Annotated in this window: 11 protein-coding genes; 6 read left to right on the plus strand and 5 right to left on the minus strand. The window is 68.4% G+C overall.

Annotated elements, in window-relative coordinates; translation table 11 throughout:
- Positions 1-63 precede the first annotated feature (63 nt).
- Together ABD768_RS18015 and ABD768_RS18020 are read right to left on the minus strand one after the other, a co-directional pair.
- On the minus strand, positions 64-1,080 hold the full coding sequence (locus ABD768_RS18015) for a helix-turn-helix transcriptional regulator (RefSeq protein ID WP_344841917.1): 1,017 nt from the start codon (positions 1,078-1,080) through the stop codon (positions 64-66).
- Positions 1,081-1,185: 105 nt separating this feature from the next.
- The gene (locus tag ABD768_RS18020; RefSeq protein ID WP_344841919.1) at positions 1,186-3,111 is read right to left on the minus strand and encodes a hypothetical protein; all 1,926 of its coding nucleotides are present in this window, start codon (positions 3,109-3,111) and stop codon (positions 1,186-1,188) included.
- An 84-nt stretch (positions 3,112-3,195) separates the two neighbouring features.
- Here ABD768_RS18020 and ABD768_RS18025 point away from each other — a divergent pair, with 84 nt between their 5' ends.
- Positions 3,196-3,705 carry a pyridoxamine 5'-phosphate oxidase family protein gene (locus tag ABD768_RS18025; protein WP_344841922.1) on the plus strand — a complete coding sequence of 170 codons (510 nt, stop codon included), beginning with the start codon at positions 3,196-3,198 and terminating at the stop codon, positions 3,703-3,705.
- On the opposite strand, the gene ABD768_RS18030 is transcribed toward ABD768_RS18025, so the two are convergent.
- Both ABD768_RS18030 and ABD768_RS18035 read right to left on the minus strand, forming a co-directional pair.
- Positions 3,702-5,681: a protein meaA gene (locus ABD768_RS18030; protein WP_343963978.1), complete on the minus strand. Its 1,980-nt coding sequence runs from the start codon at positions 5,679-5,681 to the stop codon at positions 3,702-3,704. The genes ABD768_RS18025 and ABD768_RS18030 overlap by 4 nt on opposite strands.
- A 204-nt stretch (positions 5,682-5,885) precedes the next feature.
- Positions 5,886-6,194, minus strand: coding sequence for an STAS domain-containing protein (locus tag ABD768_RS18035; protein WP_343963980.1), 309 nt, complete (start codon positions 6,192-6,194; stop codon positions 5,886-5,888).
- A 125-nt stretch (positions 6,195-6,319) separates the two neighbouring features.
- On the opposite strand from ABD768_RS18035, the gene ABD768_RS18040 reads away from it, so the two are divergent.
- The 4 genes from ABD768_RS18040 (at position 6,320) to ABD768_RS18055 (ending at position 12,183) form a co-directional block, all read left to right on the plus strand.
- Complete coding sequence (locus ABD768_RS18040; protein WP_343963982.1) at positions 6,320-6,679, plus strand: hypothetical protein; 360 nt, start codon at positions 6,320-6,322, stop codon at positions 6,677-6,679.
- Positions 6,680-6,853: 174 nt separating this feature from the next.
- On the plus strand, positions 6,854-7,498 hold the full coding sequence (locus ABD768_RS18045) for an RNA polymerase sigma factor (protein WP_343963984.1): 645 nt from the start codon (positions 6,854-6,856) through the stop codon (positions 7,496-7,498).
- 1 nt (position 7,499) lies between these two features.
- Entirely contained in the window at positions 7,500-8,636 is a 1,137-nt protein-coding gene (locus ABD768_RS18050) for a CU044_5270 family protein (protein WP_344841926.1), read from the plus strand.
- 88 nt (positions 8,637-8,724) lie between these two features.
- On the plus strand, positions 8,725-12,183 hold the full coding sequence (locus ABD768_RS18055) for a S8 family serine peptidase (protein WP_344841929.1): 3,459 nt from the start codon (positions 8,725-8,727) through the stop codon (positions 12,181-12,183).
- Here ABD768_RS18055 and ABD768_RS18060 read toward each other — a convergent pair.
- Positions 12,168-12,380, minus strand: coding sequence for a hypothetical protein (locus ABD768_RS18060; protein ID WP_343963990.1), 213 nt, complete (start codon positions 12,378-12,380; stop codon positions 12,168-12,170). The genes ABD768_RS18055 and ABD768_RS18060 overlap by 16 nt on opposite strands.
- Positions 12,381-12,500: 120 nt before the next feature.
- On the opposite strand from ABD768_RS18060, the gene ABD768_RS18065 reads away from it, so the two are divergent.
- Positions 12,501-13,325 (plus strand): ATP-grasp domain-containing protein, encoded by an 825-nt coding sequence (locus tag ABD768_RS18065; protein ID WP_343963992.1) that lies wholly within the window; start codon positions 12,501-12,503, stop codon positions 13,323-13,325.
- The last annotated feature ends 8 nt before the right edge of the window (positions 13,326-13,333 follow it).

A 13,333-nucleotide genomic window follows, 5' to 3' on the forward strand; every position in this document is an offset into this window, starting at 1 on the left:
GCCGCCCCGGACAGGTCAGTTGTGGACAACTTCCTGTACTGGCCAATCAGCCCAAGAACACGCTCAGTCGAGCAGGCCGAGGCGTTGGGCGGCGGCGCCGGCGGCGAACCGGGTCGGGGCGTCGACGAACTCCATCACCGTGGAGATGTGCCTGCGGACGGTACGGACGCTGAGGCCGAGATGGCGGGCGATCGCCTCGTCCTTGAGGCCGTGGACCAGGAGGGAGAGGACAGCCCGCTCGGTCGCGCCCAGGTGGTTGGAGGCCGACCCCGACCTTCCCACGCCTGGCAGCACTACCGGTGTGGCGGCCGACCAGAGCTGGTCGTAGTACTGGATGAGGGCTGCAATGAGGACGGCTGAGCGGACCAGCAGGGCACCGGTCGTGCCCGTCGGGACCAGGCCGATGAGGGCGAAATGGTCGTCGACGATCAGCATCCGGGCCGGGAGGCTGTGGGCGGTACGGACCTCGATGCCCGCTTCGGTCGCGGCGCGGACGGCTTCGGCGCCGCGGGGGTCGGCCAGGAACTCCGGCGTACAGAGCTCGCGGAAATGCATCGAGTCGCACTGGCTCGCGAGCGGCGACGGCAGGATCGGCGCGGTCTGATCGGGATCGTGGACGGCGATCGAGCGGTATGTGCACTGGACGGTGTGGATCGAGGTCAGCCAGCGTTCGGCGATCTCGTCGCGGTCGGTCAGCAGTTGCGCGAGCAGCGATGGGACCTCGCTTGCCTGCTTGTCGTGCAACTGACGTTGGTGGTGCAGCTCGGCCGCGGCGACGTACCCCTGGACGAGCCGCTCCTGCTGACGGCCGAGCTCACGCTGGACCTGGGTGAGCAGGCCGGTCGTCGCGATCAGCGGATCGACCGGGCGCAGCGTCTCGGTGCCGTTGAAGCGGTGTGAGTAGGCGAGGTTCCGGGTGATCAGCTCCTGGCCGATCCCGTCGTTGTCCGACCAGGCTCGCTGCCCGACGGTGAGCAGCTCGAGGTAGGCGTCGGCGATCGGTGCGGGAAGCAGTTCCCGGAAGAGTTTCTCGTGTTCGGAAAGTTCTGGCCGGCGACCCAGACTGACGTTCGCAACCACGGCGTTCCCCCAGCACAGTCGGCCGCCTCGCGGCGGCGGCTACTCCCCGAGGCCAATAAACTACCATTGGAGATCGATTTCAGTCAGGATCTTTCCAAAGGCTGCTTACTTTGTGGCGCGGCTGCCCAGTCTGAGCGCGTAGACGAGAGCCCAGTCCTGATCGTTGGCCAACGGGTCGGCTACGTGGGCCGGACGGTTGTTGACGGCGCTGGGATAGACGAACGCGCAGGTGGCTGAGCCGTCCTGGTGGAAGTTGACGAGGTTGGCCTGGAGGATCGCGCGGCCAGCTTCGTCGAGCTGGTCGGCTTCGGCTCGGGTGACGAGGTCGCGTGGCCAGGTGAGGTAGACGGCGGCGCTGAGGATCGACCAGTAGTGCGGGTAGACATCGCCCCACATCCGCAGGAGGCCGAACCAGTAGCCGTCCCAGTGGCGGATAGGGATGTGGCGCAGGCGGACGTCGGGCTGGTCGGCCGCGAAGGCTGTGAGCCATGGCAGGCGGCGGGTCAGTTCGTTGGGGTTGATTGAATCGGGGGCCTCTAGGTGGGCGGCTATCAGGAGTTCCAGGAGTGGGGCGACCATGGATTGTTCGTAGTTGACCTCATGCGGTGGGAGGTCGTCGCCGTGGTCGAGGAAGGCTTGGGCGTGGTTGGCCAGGTGGGTGCGCATTCGGGGGGCGACCTTGGCCAGTTCGCGAAGGAGGGGGCCCAGGTCGAAGGCGAGGAAGTGGGCGCCGCCTAGTTCGTAGTACCGGTCGATGATGCGGATCGCCGTCTCGGTGTCGCCCTGGTTGAGGAAGAAGCGGGCGAACCAGGGGAAGTTGTAGAGCCGGACGCGGCCCTCGTGGAGGCTGTCGTCGGCGACGGTGCCGTCCTCGGAGAGCAGGTACTCCGCGACGAACTGCTGGTAGCCGGCCAGCGCCTCGTCGAGCTCCTCCCGATCACCCCAGCCCCGGTCTCTTGTTGCCTGGAGCAACAACGCGGTGCCGATGCGTTCGCGGGCGTCGGACCAGTCGCGCCAGGCGCCGGAGAGGATGCGCAGGCCGGTCTCGTTGTCGTAGGGGACGAAGGAGAAGCGGCGGCTGGTGCTCAGCTCGACCGGGCGCTGGTGGTCGAGGACGAAGCGGACCCGGCGCTCGACGATGGTGCGGAGGGGCTCGTGGAAGAGGACGTTGATGCGCGAAGTGGCTGCGCCGTCGGTGGCTTCGACGTACTGCGTGCCGGGGGTTTCCGAGGTGATGCTGGTTGGGCCCTTTGCTCGGTCGGCGAGCTGGAGGGTGATCGTCTCGCCGACCTCTGCGGTGAGGGTGGTCGCTTCGATCAGTGGAGTGCGGGTGGCGTGGAAGGCCTCGAGGGTGTCGTGCCAGGCGAGTTGCCAGGTCCAGCGGTGGGATTCGGCGGGCTGGAGGACGAGTTGCGGCTGGCCGCCCATCGCGTGCGGCGCACGGGCGTGGTCGGTGGGGTGGAGGTAGAGGTGGCCGCGGAGGTTGCTCCCGGTGTCGGCGTCGCGGGACTCTACGGAGTACGCCCAGAGCTCGCCTTCGGTGAGTTGCAGCCCGAGGCCGGGGCCGCTGCCGTCCATCGGTTGCGCCCAGACCCAGGAGTCGGCGCCGCCCGTCCAGAGGTGGGCGTGGACTGCTTGGTTGAGGCTTTCGCGGGATGAGCTGTAGAGGTCGCGGTACGGCGTACTGACCCCCAGCGACCCGAGCTCGACGGGCTCGTCGGCGATGTTCCGTACTTCGTAGGTCTCGGTCCAGTGCTCGCCGAACCGGCGGCCGACCCGCAATTCGAGGTCGCCCAGGCGGTACAGGAGATCGATCCCGGTCTGCCGCCAGCGGGTGAAGTCCGGCGCGTCGAACCGATGACTGCCGCTGCTGGAGATCACGAAGCCTTTACCCCAGTACCGCGCCGGGTCGTGCACCGGCCCGTCCACGAGCAGCATCGACTGCTTCCGGACCGGGTGCAGCACCGCCGCCACGGCCCCGTCCTCGGTCAACTCCGCCTGCCCCGCGCCGAAGGCAAAAGTTTCTCGCATCTCTTCAACCTAGCGATGTAGAGAACGTCGCGGCGGCTTCGTCCCTGGGTGTAAGAGCCGAAACCCGAGAGGAAGAAACCCATCATGAACAAGACCGAGATCGCCGAAATCCTCGCCAGGCCCTACTCCCAGGCGCTGCTGAACGGCTCCGAGCCGGCCCGCTTCGCCTACGACGGCCTGGACGGCGACCCGCGGGTGATCCCGATCGGCTTCTGGATGGCGGGCGACCAGCTCCAGATCGCCACCGTCCCGAAGGCGGCCAAGGTCGCCGCACTGCGCAAGAACCCGAAGGTCGCCCTCACCATCGACACCGGCGCCTTCCCCCCGAAGGTCCTGCTGCTCCGCGGCACCGCCGAGGTCGAACTGGTCCAGGGCGTCCCCGAGGGCTACCTGATCGCCGGCCGCAAGGTGATGGCCGACGAGGACCAGTACAACGGCTGGCTCGAAGGCGTGAAGGCCCTGTACGACGAAATGATCGTCATCACCGTCACCCTCACCTGGGCGAAGTTGCTCGACTTCGAAACCACCATCCCGAAGGCCGTCGAAGACCTGATCGCCGCCAAGCAGGCCACCCGGACCGAGCAGCAGAGCTAGAGGTGGTTGGCGTTTCGGATGACGTCCACCACGTTGGACATCATCCCGGTCAGGTCGTAGTCCTTCGGGGTGTAGACAGCGGCTACGCCGGCCGATTGGAGGGATCGGGCGTCGGCGTCTGGGACGATGCCGCCGACGACGACCGGGACGTCTTCGAGACCGGCTTCGCGGAGGCCTTCGACGACCTGGGGGACGAGTTCCATGTGGGAGCCGGAGAGGATCGAGAGGCCAACGCAGTGGACGTCCTCGGCCACGGCGGCGGCGACGATCTGTTCGGGGGTCAGGCGGATGCCCTGGTAGATGACCTCGAAGCCGACGTCACGAGCCCGTACGGCGACCTGTTCGGCGCCGTTCGAGTGGCCGTCGAGGCCGGGCTTGCCGACCAGGAAGCGCAGGCGGCCGCCCAGTTCCTCCGAGGTGGCGGCGACCTTGGCGCGGACGGCGGCGATCGCCTCGCCTCCGCCGGAGACACCGACCGAGCCGGAGACGCCGGTCGGGGCGCGGTACTCGCCGAACATCTCGCGCAGTACTCCTGACCACTCCCCCGTCGTCGCGCCGGCGCGGACGCAGCTGAGGGTGGCTTGCATCAGGTTCTCGGTGCCCTTGGCGGCCTCGCGCAGTCTGGCGAGCGCATCCTCGACCGCCTTGGCGTCGCGGTTGGCGCGCCACTCTTCGAGCGACTTCAGCGCGGCGGCCTCGGCCTGCGGGTCCGCGGTCTGGATCGCGGTGTCGAGATCGGCGGTGAGCGGTGACGGGTCGGTGTTCTCGAACTTGTTGACGCCGACGACGATCTGCTCACCCGACTCGATCCGCTGCCGGCGCTCGGCGTGCGATGCGACCAGCGCCTGCTTGAGGTACCCGCTCTCGACCGCGACGACGGCTCCGCCCATCGCCTGAACGCGGTCGATCTCCTCCTGCGCGCCGGCGACCAGTTCGTCCACCTTCGCCTCGATCACGTGCGAGCCATCGAAGATGTCGTCGTACTCGAGCAGATCGGACTCGTACGCGAGCACCTGCTGCATCCGGAGCGACCACTGCTGATCCCACGGTCGCGGCAGCCCGAGCGCCTCGTTCCACGCGGGCAGCTGGACGGCCCGGGCCCGCGCGTTCTTGGAGAGGGTGACGCCGAGCATCTCGAGCACGATCCGCTGCACGTTGTTCTCGGGCTGGGCCTCGGTCAGGCCGAGCGAGTTCACCTGTACGCCGTACCGCAGCCGCCGCGCCTTGGCGTCCGTCACGCCGTACCGGTTGAGGCAGACCTCGTCCCACAGGCGCACGAACGCGCGCATCTTGCAGGTCTCCTCGATGAACCGCACGCCCGCGTTGACGAAGAACGAGATCCGCTGGACGACATCCCCGAACCGATCGGCCGGTACCTGACCGCCGTCGCGCACGCGGTCCAGTACTGCGATCGCCGTCGACAACGCGAACGCCAACTCCTGCACGGGCGTCGCGCCGGCCTCCTGCAGGTGGTAGCTGCAGATGTTGATCGGATTCCACTTGGGCATGTTCGAGACCGTGTACGCGATCAGGTCGGTACTGAGCCGCAGCGAAGCCTCGGGCGGAAAGGCATACGTGCCGCGAGACAGGTACTCCTTCACGATGTCGTTCTGAGTCGTCCCGGTCAGCTCGTCCGGCAACGCCCCCTGCTCCTGCGCCGCGACCTGGTAGAGCGCGAGCAACCACATCGCGGTCGCGTTGATCGTCATCGACGTGTTCATCTGCGCCAGCGGAATCTGATCGAACAGCCGCCGCACATCGCCCAGATGAGCCACCGGTACGCCGACCTTGCCGACCTCACCCTTCGCGAGCGGGTGATCCGCGTCGTACCCGGTCTGCGTGGGCAGGTCGAAGGCGACCGACAACCCGGTCTGGCCCTTGGCCAGGTTGCGCCGGAACAGCGCGTTCGACTCCGCCGCCGACGAGTGCCCGGCGTACGTCCGCATCACCCACGGCCGATCCTTCTCGGTGCTCATGTACCCGAGAGTAGGACTATGTGCCCTTGTGAGTCCTCTCCTCGTGACTGGTGTCATAAGCGGACTAAGTCACACCCCTGCGGCCTCCTCCATCAGACGCCCCAAACCATCCACTCTGTGCTCCAGCTGAGTGTCCTGCCGCGCCCCGGACACTCACGTCGAGCACAAAGTCGCCCCGCTGGTGGTCAGGGCGAGAGGGCAGTGCTAGGCCGAGATCGGGAGCGGGGTCCGTTCGATGTGGAGGATTCGGTGCAGCCGGGTGGCCGCGAGGATGCGGATCACCGATGGCAGCGGGTGGCGCAGGACCAGTTGGCGGCCGAGGAGCTGGGTCCGGCGATGGGCAGCCACCAGCAGGCCCAGGCCGGTCGCGTCCAGGGCGTCGAGGGATTCGAGGTCGACGACGACGTCGCCTTCGGAGTTGTCGATCAGGTGGTTGAGTTGCTGTCGTACGTCGCCCACCGAGCGGACGTCCAGCAGTCCGGTCAGGTAGATCACGTGGGTCGGTGCGAGCATGTCCGTGCCCTCCGCTCTTCCGGCGGCCCCCGAGAATCGGCCGCGCTTGCAGCGTTGTATTGGTAGAGACTCCCTGGCGACACGGAAGGTTGCCAAGGGTTCGGGACCTTTCATTTAGCGAGACAATGGTGTCCGTGTTCGCTGAGCACTACTTCCTCTTCCCCGTGGTGGCCATCGCGTTCGCGGGCGGCATGGTGCTGCTCACCCGCTGGGCGTTCTCCAAGGCCAAAGGCGGGTCCTTGGTGCGCCGTACTGACTACTCACCGGCCGAAAAGGACAGTTTCGGACTGTTGATCGACGTCCAGACGGTGCAGACGTACAACGAGGCCAGGGTGAAGGTCGCGATGCTGAAGGATTTCGGCATCAAGGCGACCGCGGCGCGGACCAAGGACGACACCAAGTCCGGCGTACGGAAACACGGCTGGAGCGTCTACGTCTGGCCCGCCGACGAGCAGGCCGCCCGAGGATTCCTCAACTCTTTCTGACTCTCCCTGTCATCCGGATCGACCCCCGGCGCGTCATGCACGCGGACGGTCGGCGGGGTCGAGAAGGGTGTCGGGGACATCGGACAAGAACAGGGTGAGCCGGACGGCAGCACCAGCGCTGCCCCGGGGCCGACCGGTCCCGGCCAACCTCCGGCCGACGGCATGAGGAGTTCGATGACGCCCGACCTCGCCCTGGCGACGCTCGCGTTGCCCGGCCGGCCGCTGGTGCCGAGCCGGGTCGCCGCGCTCGTCCCCGACGAGGACGCCCGCATCCTCGAGGCGTCCGCGCGAGAGCCCGACCGGTTCACGCTGATCTTCGACCGGTACTTCCCTCAGGTGCACTCCTACGTCGCCCGCCGGCTGGGGACCGACCTGGCCGACGACCTGGCCGCGGAGACGTTCCTGGTCGCGTTCCGGCAGCGGGCCAAGTTCGACGGGCGCAACGGCGTCGTCCGGGCCTGGCTGTACGGGATCGCCACCAACCTGATCCGGCGGCACCGGCGAGACGAAGTACGGGCCTGGCGGGCGACCGCGAAGCTGCCGCTGCCGACGCCGGCCGGCGGGCACGAGGAACGCGTCACCGCCCAGGTGACCGCGCAGAGCGCGAGCCGCCAGCTCGCCGCCGCACTGGCGAAGGTCTCCGCGAAGGACCGCGAGGTACTGATGCTCGTGGCGCTCGGCGAACTCACCTACGACGAGGTCGCCGCCGCCCTCGGCATCGCCAACGGGACGGTGGCGTCCCGCCTGTCCCGGGCCCGCCGGGTGGTCCGCGAACATCTCGGCCACACCGACCCGACCGCAACTCGTGACGAGGCCTGAGATGAACGAGTTCGACAAGATCCGCAAAGCCTTCCCCGAGCAGCCCGGCCCGTCCGCCGACACGACGAACAAGGCGCGTCGGCGGGTACAGGAGCTGATCCGCGAGGCCGAAACCGCCCGTCGGAGGGATCGCTGGTACGACGCTGCGAAGTCCGGCCGGGTCGGCATGGCGTTGACCGCGACGGCCGCCACCGTGGCGCTGGCCGCGCTCGCGACGCCGCTCATCCTGTCGCCGGGCGCCGGTAGCGGCGATGCGGGACCTGTGCCGGGCACGGTCACGCCGACCAGCCCCAAGCTGATGACGGCCGGCCAGGTGCTGGTCCAGCTCGCGATCAAGCAGGAGATCGACGAGAAGGTCTCCGGCAAGTTCTTCCGGGTCCGCAACCTGCAGATCCGGGGTTCGATCGAGGTCGGCTCACCGAAGTACAAGATCCAGCAGAAGACCATCACCGAGAGCTGGATGCCGATGAGACAGGGCGCCGAGTCCTGGTTCGGCTGGGTCGATCTCGGCGCGTATCCGGCGACCCGCGCGGACGCCGCGAAGTGGCGCGCCCAGGGGTCGCCGACGGCGTGGCCGATGACCGAGACGAACCCGGTCACGATGGCGCCGACCGAGCCTGTGGTCAACAAGATGACCTTCGACGAGGTGCCGCCCGGCTACTACCTCAGCGGGGTGAAGCCGGTCAGCGCCCAGCAGATCCAGGCGCTGCCGACCGACCCGGAGAAGCTGCGCGCGGTGCTCGCGGCGAACCCGGAGCCGGACATGACGGCCGACGACATCAACTACCAGGTGTTCAACGCGGCCGGGCGGTTGCTGTTCGAGATGCCGTCGCCGCCGAAGCTGCGCGGTGCGGCGCTGCGGGTGCTCTCGATGCTGCCGGGCGTGCGGATCAAGGAGAACGTCAAGGATCCGATCGGCCGGACAGGCACCCAGATCAGCATGGACTGGACGAAGCCGGGCCGGCCGTCCAACGGCATGACCAGACTCTGGGACGGCAAGACCGACTTCATCGTCGATCCGGCCACCGGCCGGTTGCTGAGCCAGGAGTACGACGGCTTCAAGGGCGGCGCCATCGTCGTCCTCGAATCCGGCTGGACCGACGAAAAACCCACCCCGCCCTCCCCCGCCATCCGTTAGAACCCTCTCTGATCCGGTGACGGCCCGCCCGGCCGTCGCCGTGCTTCGCCCTGCCCGAAACCGCCCCTTCTCCGTGAGGTGAACTCCCTTGTCCCGATCTCGAAAGCTGGCTGCCGCGACCGTCGTGTCGCTGGTTTTCGCCACTTCCTTGGCGGTTCCTGCCGCCGGTCTCCAGATCCAGCCCAGCGCCGGTACCGACGGAGTCGGCGCTGGGTTGGCGAGCACCGTCCGCCCGCTCACCGTCACCCTCGTCACCGGCGACAAGGTCACCGTGCAGAAGACGGCGACCGGCTACCGCGCCGCCAACGTCCAGCCTGGCTCCGGCCGCGAGGGCATGGCCTTCCACAAGTCCTCCTTCAAGGGCAAGGAACTCGTCGTCCCGCTGGACGCCTTCCCGCTCGTCTCCGCCGGCGTCGTCGACGAGCGCCTGTTCGACGTCAGCCTGCTCGCCACCCTCGGCCTCGACGACAAGTCCTCGCCTCGCCTCCCCCTGCTCGTCCAGTACGCCGCCAACGGCGCCGCCCGGGCCGTCCGCTCCGCCCTCCCCGAGGGCACAATCGTCAAGCGCGAACTGCCGATCATCGACGCGGTGGCGATCGGCCAAGAGCGTTCCCAGGCCACCGATCTGTGGGACAGCTGGCTCAACAGCCCCCAGGCCAAGCACAAGACCGGCCTGGCCGGCACCGTCAAGAAGCTCTGGCTCGACGGCGGTGTCACCCCGAACCTCGACCGCAGCGTCCCCCAGATCGGCGCCCCCGCCGCGTGGAAGGCAGGCTTCACCGGCAAGGGCGTGAAGGTCGCCGTACTCGACTCCGGCTACGACGCGACCCACCCCGACTTCAAGGACCGGGTGATCGCCACCAAGGGATTCGCCCCCGACCAGGACGGCAACGTCGACGAGAACGACGTGGTAGACCGGGTCGGCCACGGCACTCACACCGCCTCGACCGTGGCCGGCACGGGAGCCGCGTCGGGTGGCAAGTACAAGGGCGTTGCCCCCGATGCCGGCCTGATGATCGGCAAGGTCTGCGGCGACCGCAACTGCGAGTCGTCCGCGATGATCGCCGGGATGCAGTGGGCCGCGACGTCCGGCGCGAAGGTCGTCAACATGAGCATCGGCGGCGGGCCGAGCGACGGTACGGACATCCTGTCCGAGACCATCAACGAGCTGACCGCCAGTACCGGCACTCTGTTCGTCGTCTCGGCCGGCAACTTCGGCGCCGCGCAGACCGTGTCCACCCCGGCCGCCGCTGACGCGGCCCTCGCCGTCGCCTCGGTCACCAAGTCCGACACGCACAGCGAGTTCTCCAGCCAGGGCCCGCGCGTCGGCGACCTGTCGGTGAAGCCCGACATCTCCGCGCCCGGCAGCCGGATCGTCGCCGCCCGCGCATCCAACACCCCGTTGGCGCCCTTTGCGATCAATGACTCGTACGCCGAACTGTCCGGTACCTCGATGGCCGCGCCGCACGTCGCCGGCGCCGCCGCCCTCCTCGCCCAGCAGCACCCGGACTGGAAAGCCCCGGAGCTGAAGTCGGCGTTGATGGGCTCGTCGGTCGGACTCGACGGCCAAGGCATCTATACCCAGGGCGCCGGCCGGGTCGATGTCGCGCAGGCGATCAAGCAAGAGGTGCTGGCGATGCCGAGCAACCTCAATCTCGGCCTGCAGACCGCCCCGCACAACGACGACAAACCGGTCACGAAGCCGGTGACGTACGTCAACAAGAGCTCCCGGCCGATCCAGCTCACGCTACGGCTGGATGGCGCCAAGCTGTTCCGCCTCGACCGGTCGACGATCACCGTCCCCGCCAACGGCAGTGCTCAGGTCAATGTCACCGGTCGCACCGATGGCCCCGAGGCCGAGGGCGCGTACGCCGCCTGGCTCGTTGCCAGCGGCAACGGTTCGGCGATCCGGACGACGGTCGGCATCGGCAAGCAGGTGTCGACTTATCCGCACAAGGTGGAGATGACGGACTTCTCCGGTGCGCCGGGGACCAACGACGATCTGCACTCGGCCGGCACGTACCTGGTCGATGTCGAGCGCCAGGAGGGATACATCGTCTCGGCCGGTGAAACCGTCTCGCTGCCGACCGGCCACTACGTCGTCGACGGCTATACGGCGACTCGTCGGGAGAACGCGCCCGGCTGGAAGAACCTGACGTACTTCACCGAGGGCGACCTGGTGATCGGCAAGACCGGACCGGTCGTGCTGGACGGCAGCAAGGCCGCGAAGGTCGGCTACCGCCCGCCGGTCACCGGCGCGACCGTGGCGACCGGCGGGATCGGGATCAATCGCACGCTTCCCGTCGGGCAGTACATCGGCGGCGTCGGCATCGACGGTGACGGCACTCCGAACATCGTTCCCGAGCTGTACGTCGTACCGAACAAGACCGGCGACAAGTCGACTTTCAAGGCCTACTCACACGTGGTGTGGGCCGGGGCACCGGACGGTCCGGTCCCGGGCGTCGGCTCTTTCCTGAACAGCCCGTACCTGTACCACGACGTGGCCGTCTGGCCCGGCCGGATCCCGGCCCACCCGTCGGTGATCACCAAGCCGGGCGACTATGCGCACGTCGACGCGTCGTACGCCGGTGAGCCGGGCTTCTACGCCGACAACTACGGCTACCCGACCGATCCGGCGCCGGCCGCGGACGGTACCCGGCTGCCGTTGTTCGTGTTCACGCCGACGATCAGCATGACGCTGCCGTTCCGGCGGGACGAGTACTACTCGGCGAAGGGGGTGGCGTGGGGCTTCGGCAACCAGGTGTTCAGCTTCGACGAGGAGAACGGCTATGTGTACCGCTCAGTGGTCGAGTCGGAGGCCTACAACCTCAAGGCCGGCCGGACGGCGAAGCTGGCCTGGCAGCGGGGTGTGTTCGGCCCGAGCCTGCCCGACCCGCGGATCGGCAACCCCGGACGGCCGAAGTTGCCGTGGGTGTCCCGCGACGGCGACAGCCTGAGCGTGTACGTCCCGACCTTCTCCGACGGCGTCCCCAACCGGCTCGGCGATGTCAGCAGCGAGTCCGAGCAGACGACGCTCTTCCGCAATGGCCGGCAGATCGGCTCGACGGACTCGATCGCCATCCAGACCTTCGCGTTGCCGGCCGCCCCTGCGACGTACCGGCTGGTGAAGGTGGTCAAGCCGGGTCAGGTCTGGACCAAGCTCTCGACGGAGATCTCGTCCGACTGGACCTTCAGATCCCAGCGGACTCCCGACGGAGCAGACACCGCCCTCCCCCTCCTCAACGTGCGCTACACACCCGCGTTGGACGACCGCAACCGCGCACCCGGCGGCCGGTTCGAGTTCCCGGTCACCGTCCAGACGGCCTTTCTGGCACCTGCCAAGCCGATCGTCTCGCTGCAGGTCTCGGCGTCCTTCGACGACGGCGGCTCGTGGCAGCAGGTGGAAGTACGGCGTACCGGCCCGAACACCTTCAAGGCCGCCCTCACCCAGCCGTCCACCGGCTTCGTCACCCTCCGCGCGACCGCCATCGATGCCGCAGGCAACAAAGTGGTTCAGACCATCAAGCGGGCCTACGAACTCGAGTAGCCCACTCCTGACACCTGGCGGCTCGCGGCTGAGGGGCTCCGGGCCGCCAGGGCTTCGTTGGTGATCTCCAGGCCGGGGAAGCGGCGGCGCATGGCGGCCGCGTAGCGCTCGGCGTAGGCCGCGTCGCCGATGTACTCACCGATCTGGTGCTGACCGAACCACAACCGGACCCGGCGCCGGGACGACAGAACTGTCACCCGGGCGAAGCTACAAGCCCCATCGATCAGTCATGTTTCGGCCGATTACAGCCACAAGTCCTCCCCCAGCCACGCGGAACCAACAGGCGATCCCCCACCACCCCAGGGACAATTCAGTCCATGCTGCTGGTACCGGGGGACCCGTTGAATCCGCGGCGAGTGGATCCGCATTTCGCCAGGGAGGCCGGCGCGGCGCGCGATGCGGGGATCACCGTCGCGCGGATCGATCACGATGCGCTCGGGCGGCCGGACGAGGCGGTGGCCGGGGTACCGGCGGGCGATGACGCGGTCTACCGCGGCTGGATGATGACGGCGGCCGAGTACGACGGCTTCGCCAAGGCGCTCGATGCACGCCGGGTGACGTTGCGGACCACCGGCGAGGAGTACAGGACCGCCCACGAACTGCCCGGCTGGTACGACGCCTTGCTGCCGCTGACCCCTGAGTCGGCCTGGACGGACGGGCCGGATCTCGCCGGCCTCGACGCCGTCTGCGACCGGCTCGGCCGTGGACCCGCCGTACTGCGTGATCATGTGAAGTCGATGAAGCACTACTGGCACGAGGCCGCCTTCATCCCCGAACTGGCGGATCGGGACGCCGTCCGCCGGGTGGCGGAGCGGTTCCTCGAACTGCGGGGCGACTCGTTCACCGGCGGCTTGGTGCTCCGGCGGTTCGAGCAGTTCACCGGCGCCGAGGCACGGACCTGGTGGGTCGGCGGCCGGTGCGTCCTGGTCACGCCCCACCCCGACACCCCGGACGAGCTGCCCAAGGGACTCGATCTGGTCGAGGTCGAGCCGCTGGTCAGCGATCTGGCGCTGCCGTTCGTGACGGTCGACCTGGTACGGCGTACCGACGGCGAGTGGCGGATCGTCGAGCTCGGGGACGGCCAGGTCAGCGATTGGCCGGCGTCCAGGGACCCCGCGGACCTGATGGCGGGGCTGTTCTGAGTCATGCG

It is taken from the genome of Kribbella ginsengisoli, from assembly GCF_039537185.1.
Lineage (GTDB): Bacteria > Actinomycetota > Actinomycetes > Propionibacteriales > Kribbellaceae > Kribbella > Kribbella koreensis.